At 59.2% G+C, this 19,993-nt stretch carries 19 protein-coding genes and 1 other RNA gene; 10 read left to right on the top strand and 10 right to left on the bottom strand.

The annotated features are described in order from the left end of the window. The first annotated feature begins 34 nt into the window (after nt 1-34). The gene (locus QRN60_RS10470) at nt 35-1,048 is read left to right on the top strand and encodes an ArsR/SmtB family transcription factor (protein ID WP_004430694.1); all 1,014 of its coding nucleotides are present in this window, start codon (nt 35-37) and stop codon (nt 1,046-1,048) included. Nucleotide 1,049: 1 nt separating this feature from the next. Then, nucleotides 1,050-1,943 (top strand): methylenetetrahydrofolate reductase [NAD(P)H], encoded by an 894-nt coding sequence (gene metF / locus QRN60_RS10465; protein WP_162690288.1) that lies wholly within the window; start codon nt 1,050-1,052, stop codon nt 1,941-1,943. Between the two features lie 465 nt (nt 1,944-2,408). Here metF and QRN60_RS10460 read toward each other — a convergent pair whose 3' ends face one another. From QRN60_RS10460 to QRN60_RS10430, 7 genes are all read right to left on the bottom strand, one after another. Further along, nucleotides 2,409-3,635 (bottom strand): lytic murein transglycosylase, encoded by a 1,227-nt coding sequence (locus QRN60_RS10460; RefSeq protein ID WP_004430698.1) that lies wholly within the window; start codon nt 3,633-3,635, stop codon nt 2,409-2,411. A 122-nt stretch (nt 3,636-3,757) separates the two neighbouring features. Then, nucleotides 3,758-4,537, bottom strand: a complete 780-nt coding sequence (locus QRN60_RS10455) for a glycoside hydrolase family 25 protein (RefSeq protein ID WP_060725255.1) — start codon at nt 4,535-4,537, stop codon at nt 3,758-3,760. Between the two features lie 234 nt (nt 4,538-4,771). Continuing rightward, nucleotides 4,772-5,491, bottom strand: a complete 720-nt coding sequence (locus QRN60_RS10450) for a class I SAM-dependent methyltransferase (RefSeq protein WP_004430702.1) — start codon at nt 5,489-5,491, stop codon at nt 4,772-4,774. Then, nucleotides 5,488-6,738 carry a BtaA family protein gene (locus QRN60_RS10445; protein WP_111792672.1) on the bottom strand — a complete coding sequence of 417 codons (1,251 nt, stop codon included), beginning with the start codon at nt 6,736-6,738 and terminating at the stop codon, nt 5,488-5,490. Before QRN60_RS10445 ends, QRN60_RS10450 begins: the two co-directional genes overlap by 4 nt. Nucleotides 6,739-6,987: 249 nt before the next feature. Next, nucleotides 6,988-8,061 carry a lytic transglycosylase domain-containing protein gene (locus QRN60_RS10440; RefSeq protein ID WP_020009278.1) on the bottom strand — a complete coding sequence of 358 codons (1,074 nt, stop codon included), beginning with the start codon at nt 8,059-8,061 and terminating at the stop codon, nt 6,988-6,990. Between the two features lie 125 nt (nt 8,062-8,186). Further along, nucleotides 8,187-8,822 carry a LysE family translocator gene (locus tag QRN60_RS10435; protein ID WP_004430707.1) on the bottom strand — a complete coding sequence of 212 codons (636 nt, stop codon included), beginning with the start codon at nt 8,820-8,822 and terminating at the stop codon, nt 8,187-8,189. Between the two features lie 52 nt (nt 8,823-8,874). Further along, a complete protein-coding gene (locus QRN60_RS10430; RefSeq protein ID WP_004430709.1) occupies nt 8,875-10,086 on the bottom strand; it encodes a pyrophosphate--fructose-6-phosphate 1-phosphotransferase in 1,212 nt (403 codons plus the stop codon). A gap of 319 nt (nt 10,087-10,405) precedes the next feature. Between QRN60_RS10430 and QRN60_RS10425 the strand changes: the two genes are divergently transcribed. The 6 genes from QRN60_RS10425 (at nt 10,406) to rnpB (ending at nt 15,698) form a co-directional block, all read left to right on the top strand. After that, nucleotides 10,406-11,146 carry a J domain-containing protein gene (locus tag QRN60_RS10425; protein ID WP_004430712.1) on the top strand — a complete coding sequence of 247 codons (741 nt, stop codon included), beginning with the start codon at nt 10,406-10,408 and terminating at the stop codon, nt 11,144-11,146. Next, entirely contained in the window at nt 11,143-11,922 is a 780-nt protein-coding gene (locus QRN60_RS10420) for an N-acetylmuramoyl-L-alanine amidase (protein WP_129564904.1), read from the top strand. The genes QRN60_RS10425 and QRN60_RS10420 overlap by 4 nt, the downstream gene beginning before the upstream one ends. Before the next feature lie 248 nt (nt 11,923-12,170). After that, complete coding sequence (locus QRN60_RS10415; RefSeq protein WP_003522187.1) at nt 12,171-12,710, top strand: lytic transglycosylase domain-containing protein; 540 nt, start codon at nt 12,171-12,173, stop codon at nt 12,708-12,710. A gap of 92 nt (nt 12,711-12,802) precedes the next feature. Beyond that, the gene (locus QRN60_RS10410) at nt 12,803-13,990 is read left to right on the top strand and encodes an FAD-dependent oxidoreductase (RefSeq protein ID WP_129567255.1); all 1,188 of its coding nucleotides are present in this window, start codon (nt 12,803-12,805) and stop codon (nt 13,988-13,990) included. A gap of 59 nt (nt 13,991-14,049) precedes the next feature. Beyond that, entirely contained in the window at nt 14,050-15,240 is a 1,191-nt protein-coding gene (locus tag QRN60_RS10405; protein WP_129564902.1) for an FAD-dependent oxidoreductase, read from the top strand. A gap of 56 nt (nt 15,241-15,296) precedes the next feature. Continuing rightward, an RNA gene (gene rnpB, locus QRN60_RS10400) (RNase P RNA component class A) lies at nt 15,297-15,698 on the top strand. A gap of 27 nt (nt 15,699-15,725) precedes the next feature. On the opposite strand, the gene QRN60_RS10395 is transcribed toward rnpB, so the two are convergent. The 3 genes from QRN60_RS10395 to QRN60_RS10385 are packed head-to-tail and all read right to left on the bottom strand — an operon-like array spanning nt 15,726 to nt 17,889. Next, a complete protein-coding gene (locus QRN60_RS10395) occupies nt 15,726-16,883 on the bottom strand; it encodes a glutathionylspermidine synthase family protein (protein WP_129564901.1) in 1,158 nt (385 codons plus the stop codon). Nucleotide 16,884: 1 nt separating this feature from the next. Beyond that, nucleotides 16,885-17,478 (bottom strand): DUF1190 domain-containing protein, encoded by a 594-nt coding sequence (locus QRN60_RS10390; protein ID WP_004430730.1) that lies wholly within the window; start codon nt 17,476-17,478, stop codon nt 16,885-16,887. A 9-nt stretch (nt 17,479-17,487) separates the two neighbouring features. Then, nucleotides 17,488-17,889, bottom strand: coding sequence for a DUF350 domain-containing protein (locus QRN60_RS10385; RefSeq protein ID WP_020811016.1), 402 nt, complete (start codon nt 17,887-17,889; stop codon nt 17,488-17,490). A gap of 623 nt (nt 17,890-18,512) precedes the next feature. Here QRN60_RS10385 and mraZ point away from each other — a divergent pair. Next, nucleotides 18,513-18,953 carry a division/cell wall cluster transcriptional repressor MraZ gene (mraZ, locus tag QRN60_RS10380; RefSeq protein ID WP_004430734.1) on the top strand — a complete coding sequence of 147 codons (441 nt, stop codon included), beginning with the start codon at nt 18,513-18,515 and terminating at the stop codon, nt 18,951-18,953. 14 nt (nt 18,954-18,967) lie between these two features. Then, nucleotides 18,968-19,993, top strand: coding sequence for a 16S rRNA (cytosine(1402)-N(4))-methyltransferase RsmH (rsmH, locus tag QRN60_RS10375; RefSeq protein WP_065695166.1), 1,026 nt, complete (start codon nt 18,968-18,970; stop codon nt 19,991-19,993).

The following is a 19,993-nucleotide window of genomic DNA, read 5'->3' as shown; positions in this document are numbered from 1 at the left end:
TTTATATCTTGATTAGCTTGCGAGGCACGGCAGAGTGACGTTCGGTCTGGACAAATTGGTGGATCTGTTGAAAGCGGCGGGTGAGACGACACGCTTTCGCTTGCTTGCGCTTCTGGCGGCAGGCGATCTGACGGTTACCGATCTTACCGAAATCCTCGGCCAGTCGCAGCCGCGTATCTCCCGTCACCTCAAGCTTTTGACGGAAGAGGGGCTGATCGAGCGTTATCAGGAAGGCGCATGGGCCTATTTCCGTTTGCGGCAGGATGGCGAGCCCGCAGGCGTCGTTCGGCAGCTGCTTGGCGCCGCGTCGCCGTCTGACGCCGTTCTCCAGCGTGACAGTGAACGGCTTGCCACTGTCAAGCGGGTGCGGGCGGAGCGGGCGCAGGATTATTTCAGCCGCAATGCTTCCGCCTGGGACGAGCTGCGTCGCCTGCATGTCAGTGACGAGGCCGTGGAAGGCGCGCTCCTGAAGCTGGTGGGCACCACGCCTGTCGATTCGCTTCTCGATCTGGGCACCGGCACCGGCCGTATCCTGCAGCTTCTGAGCGGCATCTATCGCCGCGCGATCGGCGTCGATGCCAGCCGTGACATGCTGTCGGTGGCGCGTGCCAATCTCGACAAGGCGGGCGTGGTCAATGCCTCGGTCCGTCATGGCGATATTCTCAATCTGCCGCTGGAGGGACAGGATTTCGATCTGATTGTTATCCATCAGGTCCTGCATTTCCTCGACCAGCCGGAAATCGCGCTTTCGGAAGCCGCGCGCATGCTGCGTCCCGGTGGGCGGCTGATCGTCATCGACCTTGCGCCGCATTCCTTCGAATATCTGCGCGATGAACATGCGCATGTGCGGCTCGGTTTCTCGCATCCGCTGATGGAAGAATGGCTGAAAAAGGCCGGACTTGCTCCGGACCGCGCCGTCGATCTTCATTCTGAAAAAGCGTCCGACGAAGCTCTGGACGTGACGATCTGGGTTGCCCGAGACCAGCGGCTGCTGATGGCAGACGATGTGGTGCAAGAGGCCGTTTTACTTGCTGCCGGGAGGGCATGATATGTTGAGGTCGGAAACCGCACGCCGTGATGGCGATATCCGGTTGTCTTTCGAATTTTTCCCGCCCAAGAATGCCGAGATGGAAACCCAGCTCTGGGAAACGGTTGCCGAGCTGAAGAAGTGGAATCCGGATTTCGTGTCCGTCACCTATGGCGCCGGTGGATCCACCAAAGCGCCGACGCTGGATGCGGTGCGCCGCATGATCGGTGACAGCCATCTGTCGACCGCAGCACATCTGACCTGCGTGGATGCCAGCCGTGAGGACGTGCATCAGGTCATAGAAGAGTTCCGTAACGCCGGCGTTCGCCATTTCGTGGCGCTGCGTGGCGATCCCTCCACCGGCATCGGCACGGCTTACCAGCCGCATCCGGAAGGTTACGAGAACGCGGCGGCTCTGGTGAAAGGACTGCGCGAGATCGGCGATTTCGAGATTTCCGTTTCGGCCTATCCGGAAAAACATCCCGAGAGCGCGAGCGATGCCGTTGATATCGATATGCTGAAGCGCAAGGCGGATAATGGCGCGACGCGTGCGCTGACGCAGTTCTTCTTCGATAACGACGTGTTCGAGTGCTATATGGAGCGGGTGACGGCGGCGGGGATCACCATACCGGTGGTTCCGGGCATCATGCCGATCCAGAACCTCACCCAGCTCAAGCGTTTCGCCGGCCGTTGCGGCACCAGCGTTCCCGGTTTCCTGGATGAGCGTTTTGAAGGCTATGACGACGATCTGGAAGGTCGTGCCCGCGTGGCTGCAGAGGTTGCCGCCGAACAGATCGCCGATCTTCAGCGGCGCGGCGTCAATGAGTTCCACCTCTACACCATGAACCGCGCCCCGCTGGTCGACGCGGTGCTTGAAAATCTCGGGCTGGAGCGTCTGCGCCGCAGCGCCGCCTGATTTAAAGCAGCAGATTACCGACATGAAAAAAGCGCAGGTCCCTCGGGGCCTGCGCTTTTTAAACTCGTGTCATCTACGGTTCTTATCTGCGTTTGGTCTTCACGTCGCGTCAGATGAAAAGCATCATCGCTACGAACAAAAACGCCAAACCGACTGCCAAGGCATTGAGAGATTTTGTAAGTCCCATGGGTGCCTCCTCTTGTTGACAGGTTCGATAATATGACCGTTTTGTGGCAGTTGAAAAGCGGTTTTTGTGATGCAGTGCAGCACGTCGCCAGGCGATATAAAAAGGGATTTTCTGTAATTAATTGAAAATAAAAGATTATTTTCCTATCACGCAGTGCTTCATATGTTTAAAAAAAGTAAATGACCGGGGTGTTATCCCCAGTCATCAGGTCGAGATTAACACTTTATGCCTTGATTCCGGCCGATAGATTAAAGGCCGGAAGGCGCCGTTAAGATTGCTTAAAGCGCCTGCAGAAGTGCGGTAGACGGCCAGCCATCGGCGGGCAGTCCGAGACGCTGCTGCTCCTTCTGGATGGCGACGCGGGTGCCGGAACCGAGAATGCCATCCACCTTGCCGACATTGTGTCCGCGCGCTTCGAGCTTGGTCTGAAGCTCCTTCATCGTCGCGTCATCGAAACCGGGCTCCGGATTGCCCTTGTTGTAAACGGGGGAGCCCATCAGGCGGGTGGCGAAATACGCGGCCGAGGTCGTGTAGATGAACGACTGGTTCCATTCCAGATAGATGTTGAAGTTCGGATAGGTGATGAAGGTTGGTCCCTTGCGCCCCTGCGGCATGATGAGGGCCGCGGGCAGGGTGGCGAAGTTCTTGTTGCCGTCGCGCGGGGTCACGCCCAGCGCGAACCAGTCACCGGCGGTCAGCGGGCCGCCAAGGCCGGACTTTTCCCAAGGCAGGTTTTCCGGCAGCGACACTTCCTGGATCCAGGGTTCGCCCTTCTTGAAACCGAGATGCTGGATGAATTTCGCAGCCGTCAGGATCGCATCCGGAGCGCTGCTCTTGACGTTGATGTGGCCGTCGCCATCACCATCGACGCCGAAGGCGATGATGTCCTTGGGCAGCATCTGCACCTGGCCGATTTCACCGGCCCACGCACCGGTGTTGGCAGCGGGATCGAGATCGCCATGCTGGACCATTTCGATCAATGCCAGCAGCTGCGGGCGGAAGAGTTCCGGGCGGCGGCAATCATGCGAAAGGGTCACCAGCGCGTTACGGGTGTTGAAATCACCCTGAACGGCGCCAAAATCCGTCTCCATGGCCCAGAAGGCGGCGATGACGCCGGCCGGTACACCATATTCACCTTCGGCGCGGGCGAAGGTGGAGGAGAGTTCCTGCAGCTTCTTGCGGCCGATATCCAGACGGGCCTGGCTGACGGTGCGCTGGGAGAATTCCAGGAAGGTCTGGCGGAAGACGCCCTGGGCGCGGTCACGCGAGAGCACTTTCGGATCGATCTGCGCGCCCGCAAGCGCCTTCTGAATAGCATCGGCCGGAATGCCCTTGGCGAGCGCATCGGCTTTCACGCCTTCAAGGAATGCGCCGAGATCGCCGCCGCAGGCAACCTGCTTGGGATCCTCAGGCGAGGCAACGGGCGGGGTGGCAAAGGCGGAGGCGGTGGAAAGAAGCGACAAAGCGGCGGCAAAAACGATGCTGCGCGACCGGAACGTGGGCATGGGAATTTCCTCGATAGGTTGTTAGCCCGCTTTACCCATATGTTTGCGACAAAAAAACGGACCGTGCGATCTGACGTTGCAGAACAACGCCGATTTTTCGAAAGTGTTGCTTCTTGGCCGTCTTATTTGGCCGAAGCAATCCATTTCCGCCAGTTTTTCTCCGTGCCGGCAAAGACATTGATGTCGGTTGGACCGTTTACGCCGGGCACGACGCCGGTTGCCGTATATTGCCAGAAGGCCCATTTGCGATCTTCGTAGATCTTGGCCGGATGGGCGGCAACGGAACGCACCCAGAAATGGTAATCCTTGAACTGACCGACGAGGTTGTCGCGGTGGAAATCAACGGAGGTATAGATGATCGGGCGCTTGCCATAATGGGCCTCGATACGATCAAGGAAACGCTGCATCTCGGTGCGAACGACGCCCGGCGCCGGGCGCGTCTTGCAGGTGGGCGAGGAGGGGTTCCACTCCACGTCGAGAACCGGCGGCAGGGTGACGGCATCCTTTGGCACGTTGCGAATGAACCAGTCCGCCTGGGCATCCGCTGTCGAGCAGAAATAATAGAAATGATAGGGCGCGTGCAGAATATCCGCAGCTGCCGCGCTGCGCCAATGGTCGCCGAACTTCGGATCGATGCGGTCCGATCCCTCTGTCGCCTTGATGAAGACGAAGGAAACACCTGACTTGCGGACGGTCTGCCAGTCGACATCACCATTCCATTTGGACACGTCGATGCCGTGCACCTCATGACGGTGCGGGTTGTTCATGCCGAAATCCTGCGGATCGGTATCGGAAAATTTCGGTTTGGAAACGGATGCGGTTTCCAGCAGGTCATAGCTGGTGGAGGTGCAGCCGCCGATCAACAGCAAAGCCGACAATAGTGCCGATAAACGCAGCCGCATTGGAATCCTGATGAAAATGTTGCCCATCCCACGGCCGCAAAATGGTGCGCCGTATCTCCCGATTTACGCATAACATGGTAAACAAACTGATATGGCAAGGGGCAACGTGCTTTTTGCACCCCGCAAGTCGCTGGATTCGAAGCGGTTTGCGGTTTTAACGCCGAAATCTGGCCCGGCAGGAGCCTTGAGGTCGACCCCCCTTTGGCCCCCAAAGATTCGCACCGCCCCCGGGAATCAGGCGTCGGCCAATATGCGGTGGATTTTCGGCTGCTGCGCTTCAACGACCGGAAGTGTGATGACAGCCCGCCACGCATAGCCCCGGGCGATTTCCTCGAATTCGAGGTTACCGTCAAAACGGCCGGCCATATTGGCCAGAACATAGCGGAGATTGGCGCGGGGCGTAACGTGAAAGCGGGTGAGCCAGGCTTGCAGAAGCGTGCGGAACCAATTCGGCAACTGTTCCTGCTGGCCGAAATCGACAATATGCAGCGAACCGCCTGGTTTTACCGCCGTGAGCGCCTGTTCGATCGCCTTTTCCCAGTCCGGTATCATCGACAGCGCATAGGGGATCATGACGCGGTCGAAGCCCTCGGACTGGCCGAATTCCGAAGCACGGAAGGCGGTGGCATCGGCCACGCGCAGAATGGGGCGTTCCGCCTTGCCGGCGAAATTCTCGGATGCGGTCAGCAGCATTTCGGCGGAAATGTCGAGGCCAAACAGTTTCGCGTCCGGAAACTTGCGGCTGGCCAGCAGCAGGTTGCGGCCGGTGCCGCAGCCGACTTCCAGCAAGGTGCCGCCCTTCGGCACGTTGAGGCCGGAAATGGTTCTGTCGCGACCGAGAAGGTAATATTTGCGGGTAATATCGTAGATATGCCGCTGGTGGCGATACATGCGGTCCATCAGGCTCGCATGCGCGCTGTCTGCAAGACCCACATTTTCGCCGATGGTTTTCATGCCATAGCCCTCTCGTAAATATGGAAGCCGCCGTAGATGGCCGAGCGGTCCATGGCGTTGAGCTCGTTGGAGCGCTCTTCGAGATAGACCCACTGGTTGCGGATATCAGGGGAAAGCCGACCTTCGATGACGCTCTTTTCGGCGGCAGTACGGAAGATGATGCGTGCGCCCGAGGCGGCGGTGCGGCTGATCTGCGACCACAATTCGTTGAGCTGCACGTCCGTCATCCAGTCCTGTGCGTCGAGGAGGATGTAGCGGTCGACGGCGCTTGCCGGCTTGCGCGAGAGAAGCTCGGTATAGGTGGCGTGGTGCACTGCGACGCGCGCCGTGTTGTTGCGGATCGTCTCATAATATTCCGGCTTGAGATAGGCAGGCAGTGCGCCTTCATGCGGCTCGGGGTAACGGCGCGCGAAGGCCTGCCAGGCGAAATAATTGTCGCTGAGCGGGAAGTTGCAGGCGAGCTTTTCCAGGCGCTGCTTGAGAACCGAGGCAACCGTGCCGTTATCGGAAAGGCTGGCCAGCTCGTCATATTGGCGCGGCGGAATACCGAGGCCGAAAAGCGAGCTTTTGCGCTTCGTCAGCCAGCGCACCACCGGCTTGTCGAACAGCGGTGCGACCTTGCTGTCGAAGAACTGGCGCTGTTCATCCAGCGTCCGGGTCTTGGCCATTTCGGTGAGTTTCACGCCGTGCAGCCGGGCCATGAGATGGCCGGCGCCGATGAAGCGGCCGAGCAGGCCGGTGCGGTAGATGTTCCTGTCGAACACCGAGATGCGGCGGCGGCCGGAAAGGGTGCGCTTCGACCAGTAAGCCTTGGTCGTGGCGTCAAGGTGCTCGGCGATGAAGCGGTCGTAACCGTGGCTGTTGCTGCGGGTGTTGGCGCGGCCGAAATGGCGCACCACATCCTGATGGGCCGGCAGATGGCGGAACGCGGCAAGCTTCAGCTTGTTCAGCGCAATGTGATGCGGGTTGAGATCAACCACATCGATGCTGGCAGGGTTGCGGGAGAGATAGGCCAGCATGTTGCAGCCGCCTGAGCCGATGGTGACGATGCGGTGGCCTTCGCCAAGCTCCATCGCTTCCATGTCGATCTCAGGGTCTTCCCAGATCTGTGGATAGACGAGGCCGGAAAAGAGGACGCCGAAGAAGCGCTCGGACAATCCGCTTTTTGAGAGCGCCTTGTGCTGGAGCAATGCGGACTTCAGTTTTGTGTTCTTGCTGAAGCCGGTCTTGGGTGCCGCACTCGTCATATGTTCACCTCTCAGTCGATTGAGAGGCGTCTACAGCCGTGACACTACAATTTGATGACAGGGGCTGTGGGCAAAGACGGGGAATAAAGGAGACGGTGGAAAACCAGCCCGTATCTCGGATTGCCGATAAGCTTCCATTGGATACGGCGTCATCCTCGGGCTGGTCCCGAGGATGACGAAAAAAACGTCGCGGCGTTTATTTGGAAAGGCTGCTTAGCTGCACGGCGCTCCCAGCGCCGCCAGAGGCCATCACTTGCGCAGAACGTGCAGCATGCCCTTGCGCTTGGCATCGTAATAATAACCGCGTGCGTAAAGCCGGACGGCATTGTCGCGGTCGTTACCAGCCACAACCCATGCGCCGCGCAGATATTTCACGGCGTATTTGAGATTGGTTTCGGCATCGAAGAGGCCGGAGGCGGGGCCATCGAAGCCCATGGAGCGGGCCGTGGCGTGCCGGATCTGCATCAGGCCGAAATTGCCGCTGCTATAGGCGCCGGGATTGTATCGGCTCTCGCGCTGCACCACGCGGTGAACCAGATCTTCCGGCACATCATACATGGTGGCGTATTTGGTAATAAGGCCGCTCAGCTTTTCGCGTCCAGCCGGCGCGGAATTGAGCGGCGCCGTCATTGATTCGTTCTGCCGGATGGCGGCAAGTGCGGCATTGGTGGGGCCGGCGGCATAGGCCAGAACCGTGCTGTCCGGCTTCGGTAGCGGAATGACTTTGCGTTCCGCCGTCAGTTCGGTGCCGATGGAGGGCGAGCCGGGCGGCGGCGGTGCGGGAGGGAAGCTGCCCTTGATGGCAACCACCTGCGGCAGATCGGCGGCGGCATTGTGGGCAGCCGGCTTGGCCGCCGTTTCGATGGCTGCTGCCGCGGGAGCGGCGCCTGTCGGCGCGAGTGCTGCAACGGCGGTGGGTGCGGATGTCGCCCCTGCGGCCTGAGCCACTTCCGTCTGGTGCGGCTGCATCTGGGCGGTGATGGCTGCGGCGGCTGCGATTTCGGACGCCGGCGGCAGGGCCACGCGTCCGCCCTTGACGGCGACGGCAGTGGGAAGTGCTGCTGGCTGGGAAGAGGTTGCGGTTTCGGCGGTCTGCACCGCTGATGCTGCCGAGGTTGCGCCCGCTGCGGCTTCGGCCGTTGCCGGCTGCGTCGATGTTTGCGCAGGAGTGGTCGCGGGATTGACCGTCGCGATCTTCGGGCCGTTAGGCCCTTCCTTCGCAGTATATTCGACGCTTGTGCATGCGCTCAATGCCAGTGCCAGACCCACGGTGGAAGACAGAAGAAGTGCACTTCTTCCGCGGAATTTGCCCGAATTTCGCATGTTGCCGCCTTCGTTATGCCTGTCTTTCGATACCCCCGCGTCGAGCGAAGCAGGCAGTGTCCCGTCGAGCCTTCATTAACCTATTGTAAGGATAGCGGCAAGCCGGGACGTGGCGGCCCGGTTTTTCAGGCTGCGATGCGCCTGTATCCGGCGCTGACAGCGCGGCCGGAAATGAAGTGAGTGCGGTATTTCGGCCGGATTTTCTTGTCGCCCGACATGCGGCGCACCAGCGCGAGCGTCGGGCCGGCAAACAGCGCCTGCGCGGTCAGAATCACAAGCGCCAGAAGCAGGATGGCGGCCTGCGCCATGGCGAGCGTTTCAATTGTGTTGCCTGACGTGGAAACGAATTGTGGCAACAGCGCCAGAAAGAAAGTGAAGTAGCGCGGGCGCAAAGCGGCAATGGCGTAACAATCGCGGAAAATGCCGCTCCAGGATTTGCCCGGCAGATTGTCATTATCGGCATTGGCCGCCTGGGCGGCCGGCGTGGCGAAGGTCCACAACAGAAACAGCATCAGCCAGCCGATGCCGGCCCATTGCACGATTTCCACGAAGGATTGCGGCAGGTAGGCGAGACCGGCCACCGGAATGGCCGAAATCGTCATGGCCGTGACGATGCCGAGCGCGCCGCCGACAGCGGAGGCGAAGACCGTCTTTTTGCCGCGGATGGCGGCATAGGAGGCAACAGAGAATACAAGGGGAGAGGGGAGTGCGAACACAACGGCACATGCTGCACAAAAAATCAGCCAGGCCTGTCCAGACATTCTCTTCCTCCTTGCCCTCCCTGTCGCCGTCTTATTTTAGACTATCGTAAAATCAGGCCGCTGTGAACGGCTGACCGACGTGTTCCATCACTTCGGTAAACCATTTTGCAGAGAGGTCGAAATGCTTTCCGCCCTTGATACGCGGAAACTCGATCGTCCGCAATTTGCCATTCTGGTCTTCGTCATGGCCGGTGACGCCGGAGACCTTGTTGAGCGCGCTTTCGACCGCGAGATCGACCATGCCCTGGATGAGGCGCAGATCGTCCCCATTGGCGGCGGCGGAGCGGGCGAAATAGCCTGATTTCTGCACCATGGAGCGTTCAGCACCGATGAGGCTGGCGAACTGCTTCTGGAACCAGCCGCCAACATTGATGGTGTCGATCTTGACGTGACCAAAGGCGTCGCGCTTGACGGCCTCTCCGGACGCTTCGCGTTCGGCAACGATCGAATCAAGGCCGGCGCCTTCCGAGACGAACAGCGTGACGTAGCCGTTTTTGTCCATGATTTCCTTCAGGCGCTCGGCTTCCGCCTCGATGTCGAAGGCCATTTCCGGCAGGTAGATGCCGTCGATGTTCTTCATCTGCGTGTTCATCATCAGGCCTTCGACATATTCATTGCCGCTGGTCTTCTGGATATAGGCGCGGGCGGTGGCGGCCGTCAGCCAGCCGCAATGGCGGCCCATGACTTCGTGGATGACGAAGGTCTTCGGTGCCGCACTCTGCTCGTTGCTGACATTGTCAAAGAAGGAGGCGCCGACTTCGGCGGCCGTCCAGGCGCCGAGCGACTGCTTGATCGGCACCACGTCATTATCCACCGTCTTCGGCAGGCCGACGACGGTGAGGTTATAGCCGTTCGCGCCGAGATAGGCGGCAAGGTCCGCAGCCGTCGTGTTGGTGTCGTCACCGCCGATGGTGTGGAGAATGGTGATGCCGTCGGCCGCCAGCCGGTCAGCGGCGACGCGCAGCGGATTGTCGCCTTCCTTGACCAGACCGCGCTTGGCGCAATCGGCGGCATTGGTGAGCTTGACGCGGCTGTTGCCGATCGGCGAGCCGCCGTAACGGTGCAGCAGATGCGCCTTTTCCCGCATGTCTTTGTTGATTTCGATACGGTCACCCAGAAGCACGCCCTGATAACCCGAGCGGTAAGCGATGATGTCGATCTCGGGCGCAATGTCGCTGTAACGCTCGATCAGGCCGCCCACGGCCGAAGAGAGACAGGGCGCAAGGCCACCCGCGGTCAGCATTGCGACTTTCTGTTTGGCCATCATGGCTCTCCTTTTCACATATACCCAAAGACATGTCTGGCAAATGGATGCGACAGCCGCGTGTAGGTGTAAAGTGAATTTATGAAGAAAAACGCGGATTTCTCGCGGTTTTTCAGCGGCTTGAGCAAAGTGGTGGAATATAATCGTTTCAATCGGCATAGCCGGTGGCCGGCTATCCGCCGTCTGTGGAAAACCGTGGTCCCATCGTCTGCCGCACTCTTGTTCCTGAAGCAAAACTGTCGCAAAGATGAATAAAAGTTAATGCCGCCGGACCGCTGGACATATTGCATTCGCGGCAATATCCCGTCATGCTTGTCGCATGATGTTCGATTTCGCGTGTCTGCAAATTTCATCCCTGTGGGAACGGCTGCTCGGCGCAATCGGCGACGCGGCAGGCGGTGCACTCGGGCGCGTGGTGGAAGCCATCCGCACCCTTTTCGAAGGTGATCCGGAAACCCGCCGCAAGGTTTCCTTTTCCGTGGCCATCATTGCACTTTCCGCCAAGATGGCGAAGGCCGATGGGGTCGTCAACGATGCCGAGGTTCGCGCTTTCCGGCAGATTTTCGATTTCCCGGAAGAAGAAGCCAAGAACGTCGCTCGTCTTTATAACCTCGCGCGTCAGGACGTTGCCGGTTACGAAGCCTATGCGGAGCGGCTGGCGGGTCTTTGTGGTTCCGGGCACGCCAATTGCGAGATGCTGGAAAGTGTCATCGACGGCCTGTTCCACATCGCCAAGGCCGACGGGCTGATCCACGAGCGGGAGTTGGCCTTCCTCGGCCGGATCGCGGAAATCTTCCGTATCACCGAAGATCATTTCGAAACGATCATGGCGCGGCACGTCCACATGGACGGGCGCGACCCTTACCGCGTACTCGGTGTTTCACCTTCGGACGATTTTCTGGATATCCGCAAGCGGTACCGCACGCTGGTTGCCGAACACCATCCCGACAAGCTCATCGCCCGCGGCGTTCCCATGGAATTGCATGCGGCCGCGAATGAGCGTATGGCGGCTCTCAACGCCGCTTATGCGGCCATTGAGAAAGAACGCCGCGTCGCATGAGTGAATGTCTGCCGGATTTTACCCCGGATTTCGGGGGCGCGGCCGTTGCGCCTTCGCCTAATCATGGCGAAAGGCTGGGTGTAGCCGGTCCTGATATCATTCTTCTGCACTATACCGGCATGACGACGGCCGATGGTGCGCTGTCATGGCTCTGCAATCCCGAAAGCCAGGTCTCCAGCCATTATTTCGTCTTCGAGGACGGGCGCGTCATCCAGCTCGTGCCGGAAACCCGCCGTGCCTGGCATGCGGGCAAAAGTACCTGGGCGGGGGACGAAGACATCAATTCCCGCTCTATTGGTATCGAGATCGCCAACCAGGGCCATCCAGGCGGCCTGCCGGAATTTCCGAAAAAGCAGATCGAAGCCGTCATCGAATTGTGTCGCGATTGCGGCCAGCGCTGGAATATCGCCCCTGAAAGGGTGTTGGCGCATTCGGATGTCGCCCCGATCCGCAAGGTCGATCCGGGTGAAAAATTCCCGTGGGACATCCTGTCGCAGCAGGGTGTCGGCCATTGGGTGGAGCCTGCGCCGATCCGTGGCGGGCGCTTTTTTCAGCGCGGGGACCATGGCCAGCCGGTCGAAGCGCTGCAGTCGATGCTGTCCATTTATGGTTATGGCGTTGAAATAACAGGCGCTTATTGCGAAAAAACCGAAGGCGCCGTGGCTGCTTTCCAGCGGCATTTCCGCCCCGCTCTGGTGGATGGCATCGCGGATTTCTCCACCATTGACACGCTGCACCGGCTGATCGCCAGCCTGCCGAGATTTTCGGGCGCTTAACCGCCGATTCTGGAAAAGCATTCCCGCTTTTCCAGCGTGTTCAAGTCGCTTTTTTTCTTGTGCCACAGTTAATCCGCATTGAGGAAGTTTAAGAACGTCACTGCATGCGGTGTCGTTCTTCAGGGGAACTTACCGTCAATATCAATCAAGGAGACTGGACAGCGGAAGGTCGTTATCGACTTTCCGGGCGCAGACTATTTGTGTCGCTTCATTGTTTCGGTCATCCGATCTGGAGAATTTTTCTACATATGAACAGGGTTGTTGTTGCTGTCGTGGCGGGCGTTGTTATGCTCGCTTCGCAGGCGGGGATTGCTTTTGCCAAAGACGAGGACGTCAAGACCAAAACCGTGACGCTGGAGACCTTCTTCCGCAAGCCCGGTTATCCCATCCCCGAAAAGAGCCTGCCTTCCTCGCTCAGGAACGATTATTCCGATCTGATCGTCAAATATGCCAAGCGTTACGGCGTTCCCACCAATCTGGCGCATGCCGTGGTTTCGGTCGAAAGCAAGTTCAATCCGAAGGCCCGCGGCAGCGCAGGCGAGGTCGGGCTGATGCAGATCAAGCCGGCAACGGCGCGGATGATGGGCTATCGCGGCACCACCAAGGCGCTCTACGATCCCGAGACCAATATTCGCTGGGGCATGCAATATCTGGCGACGGCGCATCAGCTGGGCGGGGGCCAGGTCTGCAGCACGATCCTGCGTTACAATGCCGGCCACGGCGCCACCCGCATGAACCCGGTCTCCAAGCGTTATTGCGGCAAGGTGCAGGCGCTGCTGGCCGGCTGAGGCCGGTTTGTATTGTCTGTTAAATTGCGAAAAGCGATTCCGGTTCGGCCTAGCATGCTGTAGTCAGAAGCAAAGCTGATACGGAGCATGACATGCCGGATTTCAAATATATCGTCGTCGGGGCCGGGATGATGGGAGCCGCCGCGGCGCGGCATCTCTCAGCACAAACGGATGGCGTGGCGCTGATCGGACCGGGCGAGCCCGCCGATCGCAAGACCCATCGAGGTGTGTTTTCAAGTCATTACGATGAGGCGCGCATCACCCGTGGGTTTGACGGCGATCCGGTCTGGGCGGATCTGGCGCAGCGCTCCATCCGCCGTTATGGGGAAATTGAGGCCAAAAGCGGCATCCGCTTTTTCACCGAAGCAGGCTGCCTCTTCACCGGCAACGGCAAGGGTCTTGCGGGAGATTATGTCTCGCGCGCCCTTTCCTCGGCCGACCGTCTTGGTCTCGGCGTAGAGACGCTGGGCCGTGATGTGCTGGTAGACCGGTTTCCGATGTTCTCCCTGCCGGCCGATCACGACGGTTATTTCGAGGCGCAGAATGCCGGTCACGTCAATCCACGCGCCCTGGTGAAAGCGCAGTGCGCCGTTGCCGAGGTGCAGGGCGCGAAACTGCTGCGTGAGACGGCGGCGCATATTCGCGACACCTCCCATGGCGTGGAGGTTTCGACCCGCGAAGGGGCCGTCCATACCGCCGAAAAGGTCATTGTCGCGGCGGGCGGTTTTACCAACATGGCGGAACTTCTTCCATCGCCGGTCGATATGGCGGCAACGGGCCGCACCATCGTGTTTTTCGAGCTGGATGAGGCGAGGCAGGCCCTGTTCGGTGCGATGCCTTCCACCATCGTGCTCGCGGAAACCGAGGACGACATCGTCTATATCCTGCCGCCGGTGCGTTATCCCGATGGCAAGGTCTATCTGAAGATCGGCGGAGAAAGCGAGAAGGGCAGGCTTGAAACGCTCACCGAAGCGGTAGACTGGTTCCACTCGGACGGTACGCCGGGTGAGGTGGAATTTTTGAAAAAGCGGGCGCTATCCCTGATGCCGGCGCTTGCCGGCTGCCCCGTGACCTCCGGCTCCTGTGTCGCCTCCATTACCCGTAGCGGCTATCCCTATATCGGCTCTACGCAATCCTCCAATATCGCGGTTCTGACCGGCGGCAATTTCGTCTCCGCCAAGTCTTCGGACGAGATCGGACGGCTGGGTGCTGTGCTGCTTCTGAACGGCCAGCTGACCGAGGATGAATTCGCCGCTGAAATGTCGCCGGTTTTCGTCTGACATTTACGGACGAAGCGGCTAAAAGGTTGCGACGGAAGTGAGCGGGTAAAGAGGGCGGCATGTCGGAGCATTTCAAATATATCGTCGTGGGTCGCGGCATGATGGGTGCGGCCGCCGCCCGCCATCTGGCGGAAACGGTGGATGGCGTCGCGCTGATCGGTCCCGGTGAACCTGCCGACATCGAATCGCATCAGGGTGTTTTCGCCAGCCACTATGACGAAGCGCGGATTACCCGCACCATCGATGGTGACGCAGACTGGGCGCTGCTCGCCAACCGCTCGATCGCGCGTTATGCCGATATTGCGGCCAGAAGCGGCGTTGAATTTTATGCTCCGGTCGGCTGCCTGATGGTGGGGCCTCAGCGGGGCGGTGACAATTCCTTTGTTGACGATGTCCGCAAGGCGGCGGCGCGGCTCGACGTTTCGACGGAACTGCTGGACGGTCAAAGCCTCGAAAACCGCTTTCCCTATTTCTCCTTCGAGCCGGGTTGCGAGGGAGTATTCGAGAGGAAGAATGCCGGATACGTCAATCCACGTGCGCTGGTGAAGGCGCAGGCTATTCTCGCTGAAAAGGCAGGTGTCTCGCTTATCGACGATATCGTCGTCTCGACGCGGGAAGAGGATGGCCGGGCATCGGTTCAGACGGCTTCAGGTGCGGTTTATACCGCAGACCGGGTGCTGGTGGCGGCCGGCGGCTTCTCGATCACCAAAGATCTGCTGCCGCAGCCGGTGGCTCTTGATGTCTATGCACGCACCGTCGCTTTCTTCGAGATAGGCGAGGGTGACCTTGGGCAATATGCGGACATGCCGTCGCTGATCTATGAGCCGCGAGAGCCGACAAAACATATCTATCTGCTGCCGCCGGTGCGCTATCCCGATGGCAAATTCTACCTGAAGATCGGCGGCGATCCCGATGACAAGAGGCTCGGCAGTGATCCGGAAATCCGGGAATGGTTTCGCTCCGGTGGACGCGAAAGCGTGCGGGATCATCTCTCTGACATCGTCGGAACGCTCGTGCCTTCCATTGATCTCTCGCGTGTCTCGATGGCCGCCTGCGTCGTCTCCAAAACGCGGAGCAGTTATCCGGCCATCGGTTTCACCGCCTCGTCGCGCATCGCGGTTCTGACCGGCGGTAACGGCACGGCGGCCAAGAGCTCCGATGAGATCGGTCGGCTTGGCGCTGTGCTGCTGCGGGACGGAGAAATCGCCGACGGGGCCTTCTCAACGGATTTCAAACCCGCATTTCTTTAGTCCTTGCCTGCGCTTTTCGGTGGCTTTCGCCCCGGAACATGGTTATGGAGCCCATGCCAGTTGGCCGGGCAGCCGCGCTTTACCAATGTCGAAAGACGGTAAGGTGAGGAAAGTCCGGGCTCCACGGAAATACGGTGCCGGATAACGTCCGGCGGGGGCGACCCCAGGGAAAGTGCCACAGAGAGCAAACCGCCATGCATCGCATGGTAAGGGTGAAAGGGTGGGGTAAGAGCCCACCGCGCTTCTGGTAACAGCGGCGGCAAGGTAAACCCCACCGGGAGCAAGACCGAATAGGGATGACACGGGATGGGCGAAAGCCCGTTCACAGCCGGTTTCCAGGCCCGTCATCCGGGTGGGTTGCGCGAGGCGGCATGCAAATGCCGTCCCAGATGAATGGCTGCCACGTTCCGGGTCAAACCGGGGCCATACAGAACCCGGCTTACAGGCCAACTGGCGAATTTTCCTGCCGACTTTTTCGGCGGGGATCAGCCCTCGATGATATGGGGAACGTAGCGGGAGAGATTTGCCGTGATGGGCGACACGTCCTCGCGAATGCCTAGCCCGCAGGGTCGGTCGGCGACGATCCAGCTTCCGAGCACGGCGTATCCGAACTCGCTCTTGAACAATGGCGCGTAGGCCTGAAAAACATACCCCTCTTTGCCGTAACTGCCCGGGGCCGATAAAATCTCGCGCCGGTTTCGGTAAAGGCTGACATTTTCGCCCTCACGCGAGAGAAGCGGCTTCACCACGTAATCGCGTAATTCATATATTGCCGGATCGTCGGGAAAGAAACTCGGCAGCAGATTCGGGTGATTGGGATGCCGCTGCCAAAGCATGGGCAGTAGGCCCTTGTTCGATAGTACGGCTTTCCAGGCCGGCTCCACGAAAATGCTGTCCTGCGCAGGCAGATGGGCGGCAAAGGATTCCCGTAACATGAATTCCCACGGATAAAGCTTGAAGCAGCGCTCGATGACGCGACTTTGGAGGTCAGCATAACGCCCGCTCGCATCGATGCCGATGTCTCTGATATCGAGAAATTGGGCGCGGTGGCCAGCCTGAATGGCACAGTCCATGAGGTAAATCGTCGTGCCGCAATCTTCGGCGCTGTCGCTGACCGCCGCGAAATGGAAAATCCTGTCTCGCGAGAATTGCCCAAAGGCTTCGATCAAGGCTTCCTGAACCGAGTTGAATTGGTCGGTTTGCGCCGGGAGCGTCCCAAGGGCGACCTGATCCGTCAGCCAGTTATATTGGAAATATCCCGTTTCGAAGACGGAAGTGGGCGTGTCGGCGTTATATTCGAGCAGCTTTGCGGGGCCATGTCCGTCATAGGCAAGATCGAAGCGGCCATACAGGTGGCGGTCGCCCCGCTGCCAGGAATTTCGGATCACGTTGTGATAATCGCGCGGGATGGCAAGACGGGTTAGCGCCTCCTCGCTGTTTACGATGTCGGAGACGAGATCCATGCACATGTCGTGCAGGATTTGGCTCGGTTCTTCGATATCGCGTTCGATTTCATCAAGGCTGAAGCAATAGGCCGCATCGTCCACCCAGTAAGGTTCGCCGTGCATTTCATGGAAGGAGAAACCGACAGCATTGGCCTTCTCACGCCAATCTGGACGCGGTGGGACTGTGATGCGGCGCATGTCAGCTTCCGGAAAAGGAGTGGCCGCCGAATCCGCCACGGCCCTTGACGTTCGTTTTGGCGTTGAGCGTCTTCACGTCACTCACCAGCGCGCCGCCTGGGCCGCCTCCGAATGAGCCGCCGTTCTGTTCGCTGGCACTCACATCCGGTGTGACGAGGTCACCGTTGCGTTTTCGATAGGCGGACATCGCGCCAGAGGAGCCCGACTTGCTGTTTTGCTGACGGCGACGATATTCGCTATAGTCTGCAAAGTTTTCGATGGACCGAGGCATGACAAATCCTGCCGGTGAAGGTGCGAATACGCTCGTGCCGGTGGCGTTATTGGAATTGAGATTTTGCCTTAGCTCAGAACAGTTTCCCGCGCCGTATTCCATTTCACATGCGACCATGTTGCGAAATTTCGGTGCAGTGGCAAGGTGGTGCTGGCTGGCGTCTTCGGATGCCGCCTGGCAAGCCTTGGGATAGACACCGGAGGCGAGGCATTTGTCAACCGAGGTGTAAAGGACCTCTTCCTCCGGTGAAAAAGCTATAAAAAGGCCTATTGCGGCAATCGTACCGAGGGCGAGACGCGGATGTTCTGTCACGTCCAAATACATGTCTGTTCCTCAATACGCCATGCAGGCGGCGTTCAGAATCCCGATGACCACAGCGATGCCGCCGCTCCAGAGCCCGGCCGCGACATTATCCTCGATGATTTTCAGGTGCAGGTCGGTCATGCTGAGTTTGGCGAGGTAGAATGCAAAAATCTGAACCAGCAGGCCGATTACCGCCCAGACCACATAATCGGGAAGGCTTACGGAGTTGGCCGCAGCCGAGGCCAGAGGCAGGCTGAAGCCGATCAACGCCCCTAAAAAAGCGACGACGGCGGCGATGTTGCCGGCCTTGATCAACTCCCCTTCGCTGTGGGGAGTAAGGCGGGTGTAGATGGCGGAAAAAGCTGCCAGGCAGACCAGGCCAATCAAAAAATAACTTAAGAAGGCAGGTAAGCCCGCCACGTAATTCGGCATTATTATCTCACAATGAAAAACACAACTTCAGAAATCAAAATCAATTGAAAGTTTAAAAAGTCAAGCCGTGGCGGCGTTGTTGTTTGCTGAGAATGACGGTTCTGGCTGAGACGCAAGATGTGCAGTGCTTCGGCATCACATCGAGCCGCTGCAACTGGTCTATCGCTAAATCATACAGATGGCCGTGATACCAGCCAGGCTGCCGTTGCCGCGGCGGCATCAGAGCGCCTTTTGCGATTTAAATGGCGCGTGTCCGACGAGGATCGGCAAGCGTCTGTTTCTCAAGCGAAAAATAGGCATGTCGGCCCAAGCTTTAATTGTTTTTGCTGGCACATGAGTTCGCAAAGTAAACCATTCGTTAAACTTAACGGCTTATGAATTTCCGATGCGAAGTCGGTATCGTGCCGGCTTCTCCCATTGACGCCCATAGTGTCCCATGATATCCCAAATGCACACCACATTGGGTCGTGTTTTTGACCCGCAATCGCTGAAACGAGTGAGGAGCCTACGAGGGGCTGCTGCAGGGCATGTTGCCCTGGCGCTTGGCGATGTGTCGTGCGTACCGGTGTCGGCTGCGGAGCGGATGGATCGCTTTGCGGCATGCGGTTTTGGCGAGTTGAGTAATGGACCGCTTTTTATCGAACGTGACGAACAGGATCGACGCCAAGGGGCGCGTCTCGGTTCCGTCTCCGTTTCGTTCGGTGCTGGCGAAGCGCGGCATTCAGGAGCTTTATTGTCTCCAGGATTTTGCGTTTCCGGCAATCAGTGTCGGCGGTCCGGATTTGCTGGAGCGCTACGAGCGGCAGATTGCGTCCATGGATGCTTTCTCGCCAGAGGCGAACGCAATGTCGCTGCTGGTTCACGGCGGCGGCGTTTTCATGAAGCTCGACCAGGAAGGTCGATTGATGGTGACGGATTTTGTGCGGGAATTCACCGGCATATCCACCGAGGTCACCTTCGTTGGGCGGGCGGATCATTTTCAGCTTTGGCAACCGGATGCGTTTTTGGCGGCGCAGGCGGAAGCAAGAGCGGGGCGCGGTTTTTCGGCTGCTCGCCCCGCCTAGGACGGGGACACGGGATGGCGGCGAATTCTGGCGGACGATCTTCTGATGCCGATGGCGGACCTCAGCGTCACATCCCTGTCCTGCTTCGCGAAGTCATTGCCGCGCTGGAGCCTGCGCCCGGCAAGATCATTCTCGATGGTACTTTCGGCGCCGGCGGTTATAGCCAGGCAATTCTCGATCAGGGCGCCAATGTCATCGCACTCGACCGCGATCCGACTGCGATCGCCGGCGGCCAGGCCATGGTTGCCGCCAATGGCGGCCGGCTCTCGCTTATTCAGTCTCAGTTTTCCGAGCTCGCGAAGCATGCGCCTGAAGGCGGGCTTGATGGCGTCGTTCTTGATATCGGCGTGTCTTCCATGCAGATCGACGAGGCCGAGCGCGGTTTTTCCTTCCAGAAGAACGGCCCCCTCGATATGCGCATGTCCGCTTCCGGCGTCTCGGCGGCCGATGTCGTCAATCGCGCCAAAGTCAGCGATCTGATCCGCATCTTCGGGTTTCTCGGTGAAGAGAAGCAGCCCGGCCGCATTGCCCGCGCCATTGAAAAGAAGAGGGCGGAAGAGCCGTTCCGAACCACCCGTGATCTGGCGGGCCTTATCGAGATCGTCACGCCGCGCAAGGCGAAGGACAAGATCCATCCCGCAACGCGCGTGTTTCAGGCGCTGCGCGTTTTCGTCAATGATGAGCTGGGCGAGCTGGCGCAGGCTTTGTTTGCCGCCGAGCAGGTTTTGAAGCCCGGCGGAAGGCTGGTCGTCGTCACGTTCCATTCGCTGGAAGACCGTATCGTCAAGAAATTCTTCTCCGACCGTTCGGGCAAGGCCGCCGGTTCCCGGCATCTGCCGATGGTGGAGGATAAGCCGGCCATTTTCGAGAACATCGGCAAGCCAATGATCGCCGCCAGCGACGAGGAGGCGGAACTTAATCCGCGGGCTCGCTCGGCCAAGCTTCGCGCTGGCCTGCGCACCACAGCCCCGGCGCGCGCTGCAGATTTCTCGATTTTCGAGCTTCCTGATCTCGCCAGCCTTGAAAAGATGGGAGGCTGA

This window comes from Agrobacterium sp. CFBP2214 (assembly GCF_030209895.1).
GTDB classification, from domain to species: domain Bacteria; phylum Pseudomonadota; class Alphaproteobacteria; order Rhizobiales; family Rhizobiaceae; genus Agrobacterium; species Agrobacterium radiobacter.
This window is presented reverse-complemented; position numbering and strand designations above follow the sequence as displayed.

Coding starts and splice junctions, on each gene's coding strand:
- metF (WP_162690288.1), top strand. CDS start 1,050: ATGTTGAGGTCGGAAACCGCACGCCGTGATGGCGATATCCGGTTGTCT.
- QRN60_RS10460 (WP_004430698.1), bottom strand. CDS start 3,635: ATGCCCACGTTCCGGTCGCGCAGCATCGTTTTTGCCGCCGCTTTGTCG.
- QRN60_RS10455 (WP_060725255.1), bottom strand. CDS start 4,537: ATGCGGCTGCGTTTATCGGCACTATTGTCGGCTTTGCTGTTGATCGGC.
- QRN60_RS10450 (WP_004430702.1), bottom strand. CDS start 5,491: ATGAAAACCATCGGCGAAAATGTGGGTCTTGCAGACAGCGCGCATGCG.
- QRN60_RS10445 (WP_111792672.1), bottom strand. CDS start 6,738: ATGACGAGTGCGGCACCCAAGACCGGCTTCAGCAAGAACACAAAACTG.
- QRN60_RS10440 (WP_020009278.1), bottom strand. CDS start 8,061: ATGCGAAATTCGGGCAAATTCCGCGGAAGAAGTGCACTTCTTCTGTCT.
- QRN60_RS10435 (WP_004430707.1), bottom strand. CDS start 8,822: ATGTCTGGACAGGCCTGGCTGATTTTTTGTGCAGCATGTGCCGTTGTG.
- QRN60_RS10430 (WP_004430709.1), bottom strand. CDS start 10,086: ATGGCCAAACAGAAAGTCGCAATGCTGACCGCGGGTGGCCTTGCGCCC.
- QRN60_RS10425 (WP_004430712.1), top strand. CDS start 10,406: ATGATGTTCGATTTCGCGTGTCTGCAAATTTCATCCCTGTGGGAACGG.
- QRN60_RS10420 (WP_129564904.1), top strand. CDS start 11,143: ATGAGTGAATGTCTGCCGGATTTTACCCCGGATTTCGGGGGCGCGGCC.
- QRN60_RS10415 (WP_003522187.1), top strand. CDS start 12,171: ATGAACAGGGTTGTTGTTGCTGTCGTGGCGGGCGTTGTTATGCTCGCT.
- QRN60_RS10410 (WP_129567255.1), top strand. CDS start 12,803: ATGCCGGATTTCAAATATATCGTCGTCGGGGCCGGGATGATGGGAGCC.
- QRN60_RS10405 (WP_129564902.1), top strand. CDS start 14,050: ATGTCGGAGCATTTCAAATATATCGTCGTGGGTCGCGGCATGATGGGT.
- QRN60_RS10395 (WP_129564901.1), bottom strand. CDS start 16,883: ATGCGCCGCATCACAGTCCCACCGCGTCCAGATTGGCGTGAGAAGGCC.
- QRN60_RS10390 (WP_004430730.1), bottom strand. CDS start 17,478: ATGTATTTGGACGTGACAGAACATCCGCGTCTCGCCCTCGGTACGATT.
- QRN60_RS10385 (WP_020811016.1), bottom strand. CDS start 17,889: ATGCCGAATTACGTGGCGGGCTTACCTGCCTTCTTAAGTTATTTTTTG.
- mraZ (WP_004430734.1), top strand. CDS start 18,513: ATGGACCGCTTTTTATCGAACGTGACGAACAGGATCGACGCCAAGGGG.
- rsmH (WP_065695166.1), top strand. CDS start 18,968: ATGGCGGCGAATTCTGGCGGACGATCTTCTGATGCCGATGGCGGACCT.